The organism is Curtobacterium phoenicis (genome assembly GCF_047238015.1).
GTDB lineage: Bacteria > Actinomycetota > Actinomycetes > Actinomycetales > Microbacteriaceae > Curtobacterium.
In genome coordinates this window covers 3,245,053-3,259,700 of the sequence record NZ_JBDFLZ010000002.1, presented here as the reverse complement: position 1 = coordinate 3,259,700, position 14,648 = coordinate 3,245,053, and the positions used below count along the sequence as shown (strand labels likewise).

Here is a 14,648-nt window from a genome sequence, read left to right as displayed (position 1 = left end):
AGCCCGGCCGCGAACGGGACCCGCGGTGCACGGGCCTCGCCGCGCACGGGCCCCGCCGGGCGCGGGCCCAACCGCGCACGGGTCTCAAGGCCCCGGGAACGCGCGGACGACCCGCCCGGCACGGAGCCGAGCGGGTCGTCGTGACGTGCGTGCGACCGTCAGTGCGCGGTGGTCGCGATGCTCCCGGTTGCGGTCGCCGCTGCGTGCTCGAGCTTCGCGAGCCGCACCGACTGCCGGTTGATGAGCAGTCCGCCGGCGAGGGCGACCAGCACGAGGACTCCGGCCGAGATGCCGAACGCCACGTGGTAGCCGTCGAGCACCGCCTGGGCCTGCTGGAGCTTCGTCGGCGCCGCGGAGAGGTCGGCCAGCCGGTCTTTCACGACGTCGGTGAAGATCGTCGAGAGGAGTGCCGTGCCGATCGAGCCGCCGATCTGCTGCATGGTGTTGACCGTCGCGGAAGCGACCCCGGCATCGGCCCGGGCGACCCCGGTGGTCGCGGTGTTGATGGCGGACGAGAAGATCGTGCCCATGCCGAGCCCGATGACGACGAGCGCCGGCAGGACGGTACCCGCGTAGGTGCTGTCGAGGTCGGTCCGGAGCAGCAGGAGCAGACCCGTCGCCGCGACGAGGCCGCCCGCGAACACGAGCACCTTCGGACCGACGCGCGGGAGGAGTCGGCCGCCGATCTGCGTCGACGACACGATGATCGACAGCGGCATCGGCAGGAACGCCAGACCCGTCTGCAGCGAGGTGAACCCGAGGGTCTGTTCGAGGTAGTAGGTCAGGAACAGGAAGATGCCGAACATGCCGATCGCCACGAGACCGATCGCGATGTACGAGCCGCCGCGGTCGCGGTCGAGCACTACGCGGAGCGGCAGCAGCGGGTGCGCGACCCGGGTCTCGATGAACACGAACGCGGCGACGAGCACGACGCCGGCTGCGAGCATCACGAACGTCAGCGGATCGTCCCAGCCGTTCGTCTCGGCGTTCGAGAAGCCGTACACGATCCCGACGAGACCCGCCGTGATGGTGAGCACCCCCGCGACGTCGATCCGTGGGCGGTCGGCCTTCGGCGGCTTCGCCATGAACACCAGCGCTCCGATCACGCCGAGGACCGCGAAGACCACGTTGACGTAGAGGCACCAACGCCAGGTCGCGTACTCGGTGAGGACCCCGCCGAGCAGCAGGCCGAGTGCGGCACCCGAGCCCGCGATGGACCCGAAGATGCCGAAGGCCCGACCGCGCTCCTTCGGGTCGCGGAAGGTCGTCGTCAGCATGCCGAGTGCGGACGGGGCGAGCAGCGCACCGAAGACGCCCTGCAGTGCACGAGCCGCGACGAGCAGCCCGAACGAGTCAGCGAGTCCGCCGAGGACGGACGCGAGTGCGAAGCCGACGAGCCCGATGATGAAGGTGTTCTTGCGACCGAAGAGGTCACCGAGCCGCCCGCCGAGGAGCAGCAGCGAACCGAAGGCCAGCGAGTAGGCGGTGACGATCCACTGGCGCTGGTCGGTCCCGAAGCCGAGGTCGGCCTGCGCCGACGGCAGCGCGATGTTCACGATCGTGGCGTCCAGCACGACCATCAGCTGCGCGAGCGCGATCACCGCGAGGGCGATCCACCGGTGGTTCGAGCGGTCGGGGGTGCCGGAGGGCTGGGAGGTCCGGGTGGTCGGCGCGGACCCGGTCGGGGTCGGCGCGGTCTGTTCTGCCGTCACGGGCAGCCTCCTTCTGGAAGGTGGAGGGGAGGGTGGTCGGATCGACCAGGAGAAAGCGGATGCCGTGCATCCGCTTGCGTCGAGTGTACATGGAAACGGAGGGACCGCATCCGTTTGTTCCCAGAATCGTCGACTACTTTTTCCCTCGTGAGCACCACCGACCTGGACCGCCCTCTGCGCGCGGACGCAGCACGCAACCGCGAGCTCATCCTGCAGACCGCCAGGCGGTGCTTCGCGGAACGCGGCCTGTCGGTCACGTTGAACGACATCGCACACGAAGCCGGGGTCGGTGTCGGCACGGTCTACCGCCGCTTCGCCGACAAGGACGCCCTGATCGAGGCGCTGCTCGCGACCAAGTTCGAGGCGATGAACGGTGCCGCAGCCCGCGCTGCCGAGGAGCTCGACCCCCGCGAGGCGCTCCGCGTGTACCTGATGGGCGTGTTCGAGTTCCGTGCGCGTGACCGGGCGCTCGCCGACGCCATCGTGCGCGCCGGCAAGGCCCGCCCGTCGATCGTCGAGGAGCGCAACCGGCTCGAGACCCAGGTGTCGGAGATCATCCGCCGGGCGAAGGCGGCCGGCGTCGTGCGGGACGGCTTCGACTACCGCGACCTCCCGATGCTCACGCAGATGCTCGGCGCCGTGGCGGACACCACCCGGACGACCGATCCCGATGCCTGGCGGCGCTACGCGCAGGTGCTCATCGACGGCGTGATGCCCCCGGAGCGCGCCGACCCGATGTCCGGCACCCCGCTCGACCGCGAGGCACTCGAGCGGGCGTTGCAGCCGAACAGCTGACCCAGACCCTGGCGACTACAGCCAGCTGGGCACCCAGTAGTGGGAACGGATGAAGTCCCACGGCATCTGGATCGCGGTCCACATCGGGTACCAGTAGACGGACGCGAGCACGACGACACCGAGGTACACGCCCACCCAGACGATCGCGCGCGTCCGGCGCGAGCGTTCATCGGTCCGGCGTCCGAGCACGAGACCGATCGCCGCGGCGAGGGCCATCACCATGAACGGCTCGAAGGCGATCGTGTAGAACTGGAACACCGTGCGGTTCACGTACATCAGCCAGGGCAGGTAGCCCGCCGCGACGCCGATGAGCACGAAGCCGTACTCCCAGCGTCGACGCAGCACCCAGAGGACGAGCAGCGCGACCACGGCGATGACCGAGGCGTACCAGATGAACGGGTTCGCGATCCCGGTGATGGCCTCGCCGCAGCGGGAGGCTGTGCAGCCGTCCTGTCCGGCGTTCGTGCCGACGTAGTACATCGAGGTCGGCCGCTGCATCACGAGCCACAGCAGCGGGTTCGCCTGGTACGAGTGCGGCGTGTGCAGGCCGATGTTGAACCCGTAGATCTCGGACTGGTAGTGCCACCAGTTCTGCAGGCTGTCCGGCACCCACGCCAGCACCCCCGTCCAGCGCTGGCCGCCCTCGGAGCCGATCCAGTCCCGATCCCACCCGTCGCGTGACAGGAACCAGCCGGTCCACGACGCCAGGTACGTCGCCGCGGCGATCGGCACGGTGAGGAGGAACGACACCGGTGCCTGCTGCAGTAACGCGCTCGACGACCAGAACTCGATGCCCGCCCTGCGCCGCATCATCATGTCGCCGAGCACCGAGTAGACCGCGAAGAACGCCAGGAAGAACATCCCCGACCACTTCGTCGCGGTCGCGAGCCCGAGCGCGAGCCCCATCGCGATCAGCCACGGCCGCCACCAGAGGAACGGCCCCCACAATGTGTCCCGTCCGGCAGCCGTGCGGCGCGCCACCCACCGATCGAGTCGCCGCTCGGTCCACCGCCGGTCGAGCAGGAGTGCCCCGGCACCGAGGACCACGAAGAAGGTCAGGATGCCGTCGAGCAGCGTCACTCGTGACAGCACGATCGCCTGTCCGTCGATCGCGAGCAGGAAGCCGGCGAGCGTGCCGATCGCGGTCGAGCGGAACAGCGACCGGGCGATCACGGCGGTGAGGAACACGGTCGCGATGCCGAGCACCGCGACCGTGATCCGCCAGCCGAACGAGCTGTCCGCCCCGAACAGCAGCATGCCGAGCCCGATGAGGTACTTGCCGAGCGGGGGGTGCGCGATGAACTCGGCGGCCTGCGAGAAGAGGTCGGTCTGTCCGTCGGCGAACCGCTGGTCCGTCGTCGGCGTGCCCTCTCCCGACGGGTTCGCCGGCCACGTGCCCTCGTACCCGAGGTGCACGATCGACCAGCCGTCCTTGACGTAGTAGGTCTCGTCGAACACGAGCGCGTGCGGGTGGCCGAGGCCGACGAGCCGCAGCACGGCGGCGAGCACCGTCACCGCGAGCGGTCCGGTCCAGCGCCACACCGCGACCCGCGTGCCGGTCCGGAGGACGTGCGCCCACCAGTCGTCGAGTCGCGAGCCGGTCGGGCGGTCCGCCACGTCCCGGCGGTCGTCGGTCAGCTCGCTGGTCATCGCGGACATCCTACGGAGGCTCCCCATGACCCGGCTGCGACCTCCCGGGTGCTGTGGACAGCCGCCGTGCGACGACAATGGACGGGTGATCGTGCTCGCAGCCACCCCCATCGGCAACCTCGGAGACGCATCGCGCCGACTCGTCGAGACCCTCTCGAACGCGAGCGTCGTCGCCGCCGAGGACACCCGGACGGCGGTCCACCTGATGCGGGCACTCGGGATCGAGAACCGCCCGCGGCTCATCGCCCTCCACGAGCACAACGAGCGGGAGCGTGCAGCCGACGTCGTCGCGCTCGCCCAGGACGACGACGTCGTGGTCCTCACCGACGCGGGCATGCCGGCGATCAGCGACCCCGGGTTCCCCCTCGTCGCCGCCGCGGCCGAAGCGGGGGTGACGGTCACCGCGATCCCGGGTCCGTCCGCGGTCCTCACGGCGCTCGCCGTGTCCGGTCTCCCGACCGACCGGTTCACGTTCGAGGGCTTCCCCACGCGGAAGCAGGGGGAGCGGCGCCGGTCGTTCGAGGCGCTGGCGGGTGAACGTCGCACGATGGTCTTCTTCGAGTCGCCGCACCGACTGGGCGACACGCTCGCGGACATGGCCGCCGCGTTCGGCGACGACCGCCGCGCTGTCGTCTGCCGCGAGCTCACGAAGCTGCACGAGGAGGTCCGGCGCGACACGCTCGGCGAACTCGCCGCCTGGGCCGCCGACGGATCGCGCGGCGAGATCTGCGTCGTCGTCGAGGGCTCGTCCGGCAGCGACGACGTGACCTCCCTGGACGACGGCGTCCGGCTCGTGCTCGAGCGGGTCGCCGCCGGCACACGCATGAAGGAGGCCGCCGCGGCGGTCGCGGACGCGACCGGCCTGTCCAAGCGCGACCTCTACGAGGGCGCGCTGGCCGCGAAGTGACGTGCCGATCAGCGGCCTGGAGGCGCGGGTCGGGCCCGCACCGCGCCTCCAGGCCGGCTTCTCCACAGCCGCGTCATCCGCGCTCCGCACGCCCGTAGGATGGTCCGCATGTCCGACGGGTCCTCCTTCAGCATCACCACGCCGATCTTCTACGTGAACGACGTGCCCCACATCGGGCACGCGTACACCGAGGTCGCCGCGGACATGCTCGCGCGCTGGCACCGTCAGCGCGGCGAGGACACCTGGCTGCTGACCGGCACCGACGAGCACGGGCAGAAGATCCTGCGCACCGCCTCGGCGAACGACGTCACCCCGAAGGAGTGGGCGGACCGGCTCGTCACCGACGCGTGGAAGCCCCTGCTCGAGACCGTCGACGTCGCCAACGACGACTTCATCCGCACGACGGACGAGCGTCACGAGCGGGGCGTGACGGCCTTCCTGCAGAAGCTGTACGACGACGGCTTCATCTACGCCGGCGAGTTCGAGGGCTTCTACTGCGTCGGGTGTGAGGAGTACAAGCAGCCCAGCGACCTCGTGGCCGGGACGGGTGCGTACGAGGGACAGCAGGTCTGCGCGATCCACTCGATCCCGGTCGAGGTGCTGTCCGAGCGCAACTACTTCTTCCGCATGTCCGACTTCGAGCAGCGACTGCTCGACCTCTACGAGTCGAACCCCGACTTCATCCAGCCCGAGAGCGTCCGCAACGAGATCATCTCGTTCGTCAAGCAGGGGCTGCGCGACCTGTCGATCTCGCGGTCGAGCTTCGACTGGGGCATCCAGATCCCCTGGGACCACGACCACGTCCTGTACGTGTGGTTCGACGCGCTGCTGAACTACGTCACTGCGCTCGGCTACGGCTCCGACGACGATGAAGCCTTCCAGCGCCTCTGGCCGAGCGTCCACATCGTCGGGAAGGACATCGCCCGGTTCCACGCGGTCATCTGGCCGGCCATGCTCATGGCGGCCGGGCTGCCCGTGCCGGAGCGCGTCTACGGGCACGGCTGGCTCCTCGTCGGCGGCGAGAAGATGTCGAAGTCGAAGCTCACCGGCATCGCGCCCTCCGAGATCACCGACACCTTCGGGTCGGACGCGTTCCGGTACTACTTCCTCCGCGCGATCACCTTCGGGCAGGACGGCAACTTCAGCTGGGAGGATATCTCCGCCCGGTACCAGGCCGAACTCGCCAACGGGTTCGGCAACCTCGCCTCGCGCATCGTCGCGATGCTCGGCCGGTACTTCGACGGTGTCGTCCCCGCGGCGGGCGACCCGACCGAGGCCGACCGCGCGATCGAGGACCTCGCGCGCTCGGTGACCGAGCGTGCCGACGCCGCGGTGGGTGCCTTCGCGCCGCACGACGCGATCGCCACGGTCTGGGAACTCGTCGATGCCCTGAACGGGTACATCACCGAGCAGGAGCCGTGGGCCCTCGCGAAGGACGACGCGAAGCGTGAGCGACTCGCGACCGTCCTCGTCACCGCGCTCCGTGGTCTCGGCACGGTCGCCGTCCTGGTCTCGCCGGTCATGCCGAAGGCGACCGAGAAGCTGTGGGCGTCGATCGGAGCGGGCGGGTCCATCGCCGAGCAGCGCATCGACCGGGCGTGGGAGTGGCAGGCGGCCGCGCAGGTCGTGCCGCTCGAGTCCGGGCTCTTCCCGCGCATCGAGCAGCAGCCGGAGCAGGGCGCAGCGTGACCGACGCTGCGCACGTCCGTGCCCGCGGCGAGGGATCGGGGAGCGGGTCCAAGCGCGACCTGACCTACCCGCCCCTCCCGCAGGCGCTCGTCGTCCCCGTGTACGACAACCACACCCACATGGAGATCGCCGACGGCGTCGGCGAGGGCGGCGACGGTCCGCTCGAGTACCGCGAGCACCTCGACCGTGCGTCGAGCGTCGGCGTCCGTGGGGTCGTGCAGGTCGGTACGGACCTCGCCACCTCGCAGTGGTCCGCCGCCATCGCAGGCCGTGAACCGCGCGTGCTCGCGGCCGTCGCGCTGCACCCGAACGAAGCGCCCGTCCTCGACGCGGCCGGCACCCTCGACGAGCACCTCGAGGGGATCGCAGCGCTCGCCGCGCTGCCCCGGGTCCGCGCGATCGGTGAGACCGGCCTCGACTTCTTCCGCACGGGCGAGGACGGCCGCGCCGCCCAGGTCCGCTCGTTCGAGGAACACATCCGGATCGCCAAGGAGCACGACCTCGCGCTGACGATCCACGACCGGGACGCGCACGACGCCGTGGTCGAGGTCCTCGACCGCGTCGGCGCACCGGAGCGCACCGTCTTCCACTGCTTCTCGGGCGGTCCCGACCTCGCCCGGCTCTGCGCCGAGCGGGGCTGGTACATGTCCTTCGCCGGCACCGTGACGTTCAAGAACGCGCAGAACCTCCGCGATGCGCTCGAGGTCGCGCCGCGCCACCTGATCATGGTCGAGACCGACGCGCCGTTCCTCACCCCGACGCCCCACCGCGGCCGGCCGAACGCGCCGTACCTCATCCCGCTCACGCTCCGGGCCATGGCGGAGACCCTGCGCACCGACGTCTCGATGCTCGCTGCGCAGATCGCCTCGAACACCGAGACCGTGTACGGCGCGTGGGACGCCGAGCCCGTCACGGTGACGGAGTAGTCGTGGGCGCGCTCCTCGGTCCGGCGGAGATCCGCGACCTCGCCGCGAAGCTCGACGTCACCCCGACCAAGAAGCTCGGGCAGAACTTCGTGCACGACGCGAACACCGTCCGTCGGATCGTCGCGTCCGGTCGGGTGACGCCGGAGTCGCGGGTCCTCGAGATCGGACCGGGCCTCGGCTCGCTCACCCTCGGGCTGACCGAGACCGGCGCGTCGGTCACCGCGGTGGAGATCGACGGACGCCTCGCCGCCCAGCTGCCGGCCACCGTGTCCGCGATGCAGCCCGACGCCCGGCTCAGCGTCGTGCACCAGGACGCCCTGACCATCGCGACGACGGACCTCGCAGAACCGCCGACGCACGTCGTGGCGAATCTGCCGTACAACGTCTCCGTGCCGGTGCTCCTGCACCTCCTCGCGACGTTCCCGAGCATCGAACGCGCGCTCGTCATGGTGCAGGCCGAGGTCGGGTACCGGCTCGCCGCCGACCCGGGCAGCAAGGTCTACGGTTCGCCGAGCGTCAAGGCCGCCTGGTACGGGTCGTGGTCGATCGCCGGGCAGGTCAGCCGTCAGGTGTTCTGGCCGGTGCCGAACGTCGACAGCGTGCTCGTCGGGTTCGACCGCGGCGAGCAGCCCGGGGACGAAGCGCTCCGGTCGCGGGTCTTCGTGCTCGTCGACGCCGCGTTCCAACAGCGGCGCAAGATGCTCCGGCAGAGCCTGTCCGGTGTGCTCGGGGGGAGCGCCCGGGCAGCCGAGGTGTTGACCGCCGCGGGGATCGACCCCACTGCACGTGGCGAGGTCATCGGGATCGACGACTTCGTCCGGCTCGGGCGGACGGTGCTCGCGGCGGGCTGACCACGTGTACTGAACATCGAAAGTGTTCGGTACACGGTTCCGGGCGGTCGTACGGTCTTCTTCACCTACCGAGGAGGCTTCATGACCGGTCGGGACGCCGGATGAGCGCGCGAAGGCGGTACGCGCGATCCTGGACACGCCGACCTTCTCCATCGAGCCTGATCGGTTGCGCAGCGCGACCCTGCCGTTCACCCTGCAGTGACCCTGCACAACCGCGTCAGCGCGATGGGAACAGTCGAGACGGAGAGCGTGGTGCTCGACCACAGTTTCGTCTTCGCGGCCCTCGAGTCGGAGGCGCGGCACCACGCTGCGACCGCGGACTTCCTCGAACGCCTGACACAGGCAGGCACCCGGTTGCTGTTCACTCCTTCCCTGAACACCCGCCATGTGTGATGCGATCGTGCCGGCCCTACGCTGACCGCATGAGCGACGGGACGGTGCGATCGCACACGCAGGGCGCAGGGCCGGACCGCATCCTCGCGGCCACCGGCAGGATGCCCGACGACTGGTACTCCGAACTCGACGCAGCCGGTGGACAGCACCTCGGCCACACCGCGATCGCCGCATGGCTCGTCGAGCAGGGCGTCGACGGATGGTGGGCGCAGGGAGTCGCGATCGGCTACGAGCAGGCGCGCGGGCTGCGGATCCCGGGACAGCGGTCCGACGGGACGTTCGCGGTGTCGGCCTCGCGGCAGCTCCCCGGTGAACGGGAAGCCGTGCTCGACCGTGTCCTTCCCGTCGTCACCGCCGCGCTCGGGTTCGACCCGACCTCGCAGAGCCGCGGCGGCAAGCGGCCGTCCGCCCGGTGGACCTTCCCGGATCGTGAATCGGTCCTCCTCAACACCGAGGACGGCCCCAGGCCCGGGACGGTCCGGATCAGCGTGCAACGCGAGCGGCTGACCGGTCCGGAGCGGATGCCCGACGCGAAGGCCGAGCTGCAGCAGCTGCTCGCCGGCCTCTGACCGCGCTTCGGCGGACGGCGTGACGGCCGAACGGGGGTCCCTCGGACCCCCTGACGGCGCTACGCTCACCGGGTGCCGCAACGCCCTTCGAAACTCGCCCGTGCCATCACCGCCTCGTTCGTGGCCGGTGGCGTCACGGTCGCCGTGCTCGCCGTCGTCGCGGCCGTGCACGACCCGACGAGCGACGCCGCCTGGGTCGCGATCCCGCTCGGTGTCCTGCTCGTGGTCTGGGGTGTCGCGTTCGCCCGGATGCGTGCCGACGACGGCCCGGACGAGGACGAGGACGTCGAAGCTCGGCCATCCAACGGTTTCCTGGGTGCGCCCCTCGCCCGGTTGAGTTGGGTGATCGCGCTCCTCGCCGGGTACGTCGCCGCCCGTCTGGTCGGCCGTCCGGTCGATTCGTCGCTCGTGGCCGTCGGGAGCGTCGTGGCCCTGTGGCTCGTGAACCGCGCGGTCGACCGCTGGGTGCGCCGACGGGAAGCACGCGACGGCGACGTGGGGCCGGTCACGGACTGAGCGTCGGGCCGCTCGCCGTCAGTGCCCGCGACCGGCGAGCACCTCGATGAGCTGCTGCTGCGTCCTGTCCCGCTCGGACCACCGCAGCGGCAGGACGTTCTCGACGAGGATCTCCGGCGCGGCGCCGGACTCGAGCAGGCCCACGACCTCGTCGAGGAAGTCGTCGAGCGGCATCCCACCGAAGTCCGCGCCGCCGAGCAGGTCCGTGGCGACCGCCGGCGGGACGAGTTCGAGCACGGAGACGGACGACCCGACGAGCTGCTGCCGGAGCGACAGCGTGTAGGAGTGCACCGCTGCCTTCGTCGCACTGTAGGTCGGCGTCGCGGCGAGCGGCGTGAACGCGAGGCCCGACGACACGGTCACGACGGTCGCGGCAGGCCGGCCGAGCAGGTGCGGCAGGAACGCGTCGACGAGTCGGATGGTGCCGAGCAGGTTGGTCTCGACGGTGGCGACCGCGTCGTCGACGTGACCGGGGTCCCGGAGGTCCTCGGGCCGCATGATGCCCGACATGGTGACGAGGGTGTCGAGCGCGGGGTGGGCAGCGAGCACCGTGTCGGCGGCGGCGGCGATCGACGCGGGGTCGGCCACGTCCACGACCACGGTGTCGAAGCCGTGCTCGTCGCGGAGGGTGTCCAGCAGGGCTGCTCGACGTCCGCCGATGACGACGGTGCTGCCCGCGGCCTGGAGGCGGAGCGCGAGCCCGAGGCCGATGCCGGAGGTCGCGCCGGGGATGAAGACGGTGGCGTTCGTGATGTCCATGTCCACCACGGTGCTCCGACGTCCCGAGGTGAACCAGAGCGCGGTCATCGGGGGACCGCCGATCCCTGGCTCGGACCGCGCACGCGGTGCACGATGAGGGACATGGACCGTGCCGCCCTCGCCGACTTCCTCCGCCGACGTCGCGAGCTCCTGCGCCCCGAGGACGTGGGGCTGGGGAGCGGGACACGTCGGCGGACCCCGGGTCTGCGGCGCGAGGAGGTCGCATCCCTCGCGGGGATGTCCGCCGACTACTACACCCGGCTCGAGCAGCAGCGTGGTCCGCAGCCGTCCGAGCAGATGATCGCGGCGATCGCCCGTGCGCTCCGCTGCTCCCTCGATGAGCGGGACCACCTGTTCCACCTCTCCGGGCACAACGCTCCCGTCCGGGTGCACCGTTCCGACCACGTCGACCCCGCGGTCCTCCGGGTGCTCGACCGGCTCGAGGACACCCCGGCGATCGTGGTGAACGACCTCGGCGAGACCCTCGTCGAGAACCGGCTGGCGGTGGCGCTCCTCGGCTCGACGGTCGACCTGCCCGGCAACGAGCGCTACCAGCCGTGGCGGTGGTTCATGACCGCCGCCGAACGGGCGAAGTACGCGCCGGAGCAGCACGACCGCCTCGCGCGGGCGCAGGTCGCGAGTCTCCGCGCAGCGGTCGGCGCTGCCGGGCCGGGAGATCGACGGGCGCAGCAGCTGATCGCCGACCTGGAGCGGGAGAGCCCCGCGTTCCGGGAACTCTGGGCACTCCACGAGGTTCGGGCCCGCTGGGAGGACCGGAAGACCTTCGTCCACCCGGAGCTCGGGCGCATCACCGTCGACTGCCAGGTGCTGCACACCGACAACCGAGCGCAGGCCCTCCTGCTCTTCACCGCACCGCCCGGCACCGAGGACGCCGAGAAGCTGGAGCTGCTCGGCGTCGTCGGCACCCAGGCGTTCGCCAGCTGACCGGCCCGGTCAGCTGGCAGACGACGAGTCAGACCCCGACGAGCCGGCCCCCGACGAGCCGGCCCCCGAAGAACCGGCGCCCGGCGAGCGTGCCGGCACCGCCGGGAGTCCCTCGCCCAGCTGCTCCAGTTCGTGCTGCAGCGTCGATCCGTACCGCCCGTCGAGGGCCCGGCGGAGGAACACGCGCACGTCCCGCCGGAGGTCGGTCCGCCGTCCGTCCTCGATCGCCTTCACCCGGGCGGCGGTCCGCGACGGCAACGCGGACGTCCCCGCCCGCACGGCGTCCTGCACGACGGAACGGACGGTGTCGCCGTACGTTCCCGACACCGCGTGCCGCTCGACCGCCGCGAGCGCGTCCTTCCGCTCGGCCGTGGTCTTGTGGTGCTCCGCCTCGCGCAGGGCTCGACGGAACGACTTCGGCATCGCGTGTTCGATCCGCCGGAGGTCCGTCCGCTCCGCGGCGGTGAGGCGGCGGTGCGCGTGCGCCGCGGACGGCGTCGCGGTCGCAGCGGCGGGCGTCGCAGCGTTCGCCGCTGCTCCGCCGAGCGCTGCCACACCGCCGACGGCGGAGAGGCAGACAGCGGCAGCGGCGGTGGTGACGAGCAGGCGGCGACGGGTGGTGGGCAGCATGGTGTTCCTCCTGGCGGACGGCCGCGTCGGCGACCGACGACGTCGTGACCGGACGACCACGACAGGACGATGGTGGGACCGGCAGGATCGGGGAACGTCACCGCTGTGTTCGGGTCCTGTACGGACACGCACCGGGTCGGGCGGCTTCCGGTGGCGTTCCCGGCGGTCCGGTCCGAAGATCGGCACGTGGACACCGCACGAGGGCTCGTCGTCGTCGCCGAGGACGAGCCGGCCATCGCCGACGTCGAGCGCCTCTACCTGCGCGACGCCGGGTTCGAGGTCCTCGTCGTCCGGGACGGAGCGGACGCCCTCGCAGCGATCCGCAGGACCGCTCCGGTCGCCGCCGTGGTGGACATCGGGCTGCCGTCACTCGACGGGATCGGGGTGGTGCGGGCACTCCGCAGCGCCGATGACTGGACGCCGGTGGTGCTGGTCACCGCGCGCGATGCCGAGGTCGACCGAGTCCTCGGCATCGAGCTCGGCGCGGACGACTACGTCACGAAGCCGTTCTCCGGGCGCGAGCTCGCCGCGCGGGTCCGGGGCCTCGTCCGGCGTGCGACACCGCGCGCCGAACCGGTCGTCCACGCCGGCCGGTTGCGGATCGACACCGTGCGTCGGCGCGTGACGGTGGACGGGAGGCCGGTCGCGCTGACGGCGACCGAGTTCGACCTGCTCGCCCACCTCGCGCGCGAGCCCGGCCGGGTGTTCGAGCGGGCGCAACTGCTCGGCGCGGTCTGGGGCATCGCCGACTTCAGCGGCACCAGGACGGTGGACGTGCACGTGGCGCAGCTCCGCGCGAAGCTCGGCGAGGACTCCGGCATCCGCACCGTCCGTGGCGTCGGCTACGCCTTCGACCCGGTGGAACCGGTGGAACCGGAGGAACCGGAGTGATGCGCCGCAGCCTCACGGGACGGATCGTCGCGACGACCGTGGCGGTCGCACTGGTCGCGGTGCTCGCCGTGAGCATCGTCGGGTTCCAGCTGGTTCGGCAGGAATCCATCGGCCAGACCCGGCAGGTGCTGCTGGCCACGGCGCAGGCTCTCGCAGCAGCTCCCGCGGGGCAGCGCGCCGCCTTCGCCGCCCGCGTCGAGCGCCGCAGCAAGGAGCGCATCGACATCGGCTCCGGCGGGGACGGCGCGTTGCGCGGTCTCGCCACCTCGGTGCCGTCCGGCCTGGAGGCACGGCTCACCTCGACGGACCGGCTGTCCGTCCGGCAGGTGGACGGCTGGCGGACGCTGCTCGTCGAGGCGGTCCCGGCTCGTGGCGGCGGTTCCGTCGTCGCCGTGGAGGACGTGTCGGTCCTGCACGCCGACACGGTGCTCGCCCGGTTCGGCGTGGCGCTGGTCATCGGTGTGCTCGTCGCGATCGTGCTCGGCGTGGTGGTGGCGCGGTTCGTCACCCGGCCGCTCCGGGGCGTCTCGGCGATCGCCGCGCGACTGGCCTCGGGTGAGCGTGGCGTGCTCGCGGACCGCGGATCCTCCGACGGCCGGATCGCCGAAGTGACGGAGATCGCCGACGTGCAGCGTGCGCTGGCGCTCCTCGACCGCGAGCTCGCCCGGTCGGAAGCGGCCCAGCGGGAGTTCCTCACCTCGATCTCGCACGAGTTCCGCACGCCGCTCGCGGCCGTCAGGGGCTACGCGGACGCGCTCGCGGACGGCCTCGTCCCCGCCGACGACACGGCCAGGGTCGGTGCCGTCGTGCGGGCGGAGACCGAGCGGCTCGACGCCTTCGTGGCCGACCTGCTGACACTCGCACGGTTGGAGGCGGACGACTTCCCGATCCGCCGCGAACCCGTCGACGTCATGCAGGTCGTCGCCGAGAGCGTCCGCGCGTGGGAGGGGCGCGCCGCGACGGTCGGAGCGACGGTCGGAGCCGAGCCGCGCGTGCGGGAGGCCGTGACGCGCACCGACCCCCTCCGCCTGCGGCAGGTGGTGGACGGGCTGGTCGAGAACGCCCTGCGGGTCGCACGTCCCGGCGGTCGGGTGGTGGTCCGGGTCGCGCACGAGCCGGCGGGCGTCGTCGTGGAGGTCGCCGACGACGGCCCCGGCATCGCGGTCGAGGACCTCCACCGGGCCTTCGTCCGTGGCGCCCTCCGCGACCGCCACCGCGACGAGCGCCCCGTCGGCACCGGGCTCGGACTGTCCATCGCGGCGCGCCTCGTCGAGCGGCTCGGCGGACGCATCACCGCCGTCCCCGTGGAGCGGGGCGCGTGCTTCCGCGTCGTCCTGGAGCGACACCCCGCTCGACCGGAGGGTCACGGGGCGTCACAGACCCTGGAACGTCCGAGCGGTCGTGCCTAGGGTGGG

15 protein-coding genes are annotated in these 14,648 nt (G+C 71.7%); 11 read left to right on the top strand and 4 right to left on the bottom strand.

Annotated features, from left to right (window positions below):
- Nucleotides 1–158 precede the first annotated feature (158 nt).
- Nucleotides 159–1,712 (bottom strand): MFS transporter, encoded by a 1,554-nt coding sequence (locus ABC270_RS15555; protein ID WP_412881630.1) that lies wholly within the window; start codon nucleotides 1,710–1,712, stop codon nucleotides 159–161.
- Nucleotides 1,713–1,859: 147 nt separating this feature from the next.
- On the opposite strand from ABC270_RS15555, the gene ABC270_RS15550 reads away from it, so the two are divergent.
- Entirely contained in the window at nucleotides 1,860–2,507 is a 648-nt protein-coding gene (locus tag ABC270_RS15550; protein ID WP_412881629.1) for a TetR/AcrR family transcriptional regulator, read from the top strand.
- Between the two features lie 15 nt (nucleotides 2,508–2,522).
- Here the strand turns inward: ABC270_RS15550 and ABC270_RS15545 are convergent, their stop codons facing one another.
- Nucleotides 2,523–4,157 carry a dolichyl-phosphate-mannose--protein mannosyltransferase gene (locus ABC270_RS15545; RefSeq protein WP_412881628.1) on the bottom strand — a complete coding sequence of 545 codons (1,635 nt, stop codon included), beginning with the start codon at nucleotides 4,155–4,157 and terminating at the stop codon, nucleotides 2,523–2,525.
- Nucleotides 4,158–4,242: 85 nt separating this feature from the next.
- Here ABC270_RS15545 and rsmI point away from each other — a divergent pair, with 85 nt between their 5' ends.
- The 7 genes from rsmI (at nucleotide 4,243) to ABC270_RS15510 (ending at nucleotide 10,008) form a co-directional block, all read left to right on the top strand.
- Nucleotides 4,243–5,064, top strand: coding sequence for a 16S rRNA (cytidine(1402)-2'-O)-methyltransferase (rsmI, locus tag ABC270_RS15540; protein WP_412881627.1), 822 nt, complete (start codon nucleotides 4,243–4,245; stop codon nucleotides 5,062–5,064).
- A gap of 108 nt (nucleotides 5,065–5,172) precedes the next feature.
- A complete protein-coding gene (gene metG, locus ABC270_RS15535) occupies nucleotides 5,173–6,753 on the top strand; it encodes a methionine--tRNA ligase (protein WP_412881626.1) in 1,581 nt (526 codons plus the stop codon).
- A complete protein-coding gene (locus tag ABC270_RS15530) occupies nucleotides 6,750–7,679 on the top strand; it encodes a TatD family hydrolase (RefSeq protein WP_412881625.1) in 930 nt (309 codons plus the stop codon). The genes metG and ABC270_RS15530 overlap by 4 nt, the downstream gene beginning before the upstream one ends.
- Before the next feature lie 2 nt (nucleotides 7,680–7,681).
- On the top strand, nucleotides 7,682–8,530 hold the full coding sequence (rsmA, locus tag ABC270_RS15525; protein ID WP_412881624.1) for a 16S rRNA (adenine(1518)-N(6)/adenine(1519)-N(6))-dimethyltransferase RsmA: 849 nt from the start codon (nucleotides 7,682–7,684) through the stop codon (nucleotides 8,528–8,530).
- Nucleotides 8,531–8,728: 198 nt separating this feature from the next.
- Nucleotides 8,729–8,923, top strand: coding sequence for a hypothetical protein (locus ABC270_RS15520; RefSeq protein WP_412881623.1), 195 nt, complete (start codon nucleotides 8,729–8,731; stop codon nucleotides 8,921–8,923).
- 29 nt (nucleotides 8,924–8,952) lie between these two features.
- On the top strand, nucleotides 8,953–9,492 hold the full coding sequence (locus ABC270_RS15515) for a hypothetical protein (RefSeq protein WP_412881622.1): 540 nt from the start codon (nucleotides 8,953–8,955) through the stop codon (nucleotides 9,490–9,492).
- A gap of 72 nt (nucleotides 9,493–9,564) precedes the next feature.
- Nucleotides 9,565–10,008 (top strand): hypothetical protein, encoded by a 444-nt coding sequence (locus tag ABC270_RS15510; RefSeq protein ID WP_412881621.1) that lies wholly within the window; start codon nucleotides 9,565–9,567, stop codon nucleotides 10,006–10,008.
- 18 nt (nucleotides 10,009–10,026) lie between these two features.
- Here the strand turns inward: ABC270_RS15510 and ABC270_RS15505 are convergent, their stop codons facing one another.
- Nucleotides 10,027–10,767 (bottom strand): SDR family oxidoreductase, encoded by a 741-nt coding sequence (locus tag ABC270_RS15505; RefSeq protein ID WP_412881620.1) that lies wholly within the window; start codon nucleotides 10,765–10,767, stop codon nucleotides 10,027–10,029.
- 102 nt (nucleotides 10,768–10,869) lie between these two features.
- Here ABC270_RS15505 and ABC270_RS15500 point away from each other — a divergent pair, with 102 nt between their 5' ends.
- On the top strand, nucleotides 10,870–11,712 hold the full coding sequence (locus tag ABC270_RS15500) for a helix-turn-helix transcriptional regulator (protein WP_412881619.1): 843 nt from the start codon (nucleotides 10,870–10,872) through the stop codon (nucleotides 11,710–11,712).
- A gap of 9 nt (nucleotides 11,713–11,721) precedes the next feature.
- On the opposite strand, the gene ABC270_RS15495 is transcribed toward ABC270_RS15500, so the two are convergent.
- On the bottom strand, nucleotides 11,722–12,342 hold the full coding sequence (locus ABC270_RS15495; protein ID WP_412881618.1) for a hypothetical protein: 621 nt from the start codon (nucleotides 12,340–12,342) through the stop codon (nucleotides 11,722–11,724).
- Between the two features lie 186 nt (nucleotides 12,343–12,528).
- Between ABC270_RS15495 and ABC270_RS15490 the strand changes: the two genes are divergently transcribed.
- Nucleotides 12,529–13,233, top strand: a complete 705-nt coding sequence (locus ABC270_RS15490) for a response regulator transcription factor (RefSeq protein WP_412881617.1) — start codon at nucleotides 12,529–12,531, stop codon at nucleotides 13,231–13,233.
- Nucleotides 13,233–14,642 carry a sensor histidine kinase gene (locus ABC270_RS15485; protein ID WP_412881616.1) on the top strand — a complete coding sequence of 470 codons (1,410 nt, stop codon included), beginning with the start codon at nucleotides 13,233–13,235 and terminating at the stop codon, nucleotides 14,640–14,642. The genes ABC270_RS15490 and ABC270_RS15485 overlap by 1 nt, the downstream gene beginning before the upstream one ends.
- The last annotated feature ends 6 nt before the right edge of the window (nucleotides 14,643–14,648 follow it).

Bases quoted from the DNA above. Each gene is read 5' to 3' on its own strand.
- ABC270_RS15485 (WP_412881616.1), top strand. From the start codon at position 13,233: ATGCGCCGCAGCCTCACGGGACGGATCGTCGCGACGACCGTGGCGGTC.
- ABC270_RS15495 (WP_412881618.1), bottom strand. From the start codon at position 12,342: ATGCTGCCCACCACCCGTCGCCGCCTGCTCGTCACCACCGCCGCTGCC.
- ABC270_RS15505 (WP_412881620.1), bottom strand. From the start codon at position 10,767: ATGGACATCACGAACGCCACCGTCTTCATCCCCGGCGCGACCTCCGGC.
- metG (WP_412881626.1), top strand. From the start codon at position 5,173: ATGTCCGACGGGTCCTCCTTCAGCATCACCACGCCGATCTTCTACGTG.
- ABC270_RS15515 (WP_412881622.1), top strand. From the start codon at position 8,953: ATGAGCGACGGGACGGTGCGATCGCACACGCAGGGCGCAGGGCCGGAC.
- ABC270_RS15545 (WP_412881628.1), bottom strand. From the start codon at position 4,157: ATGACCAGCGAGCTGACCGACGACCGCCGGGACGTGGCGGACCGCCCG.
- ABC270_RS15500 (WP_412881619.1), top strand. From the start codon at position 10,870: ATGGACCGTGCCGCCCTCGCCGACTTCCTCCGCCGACGTCGCGAGCTC.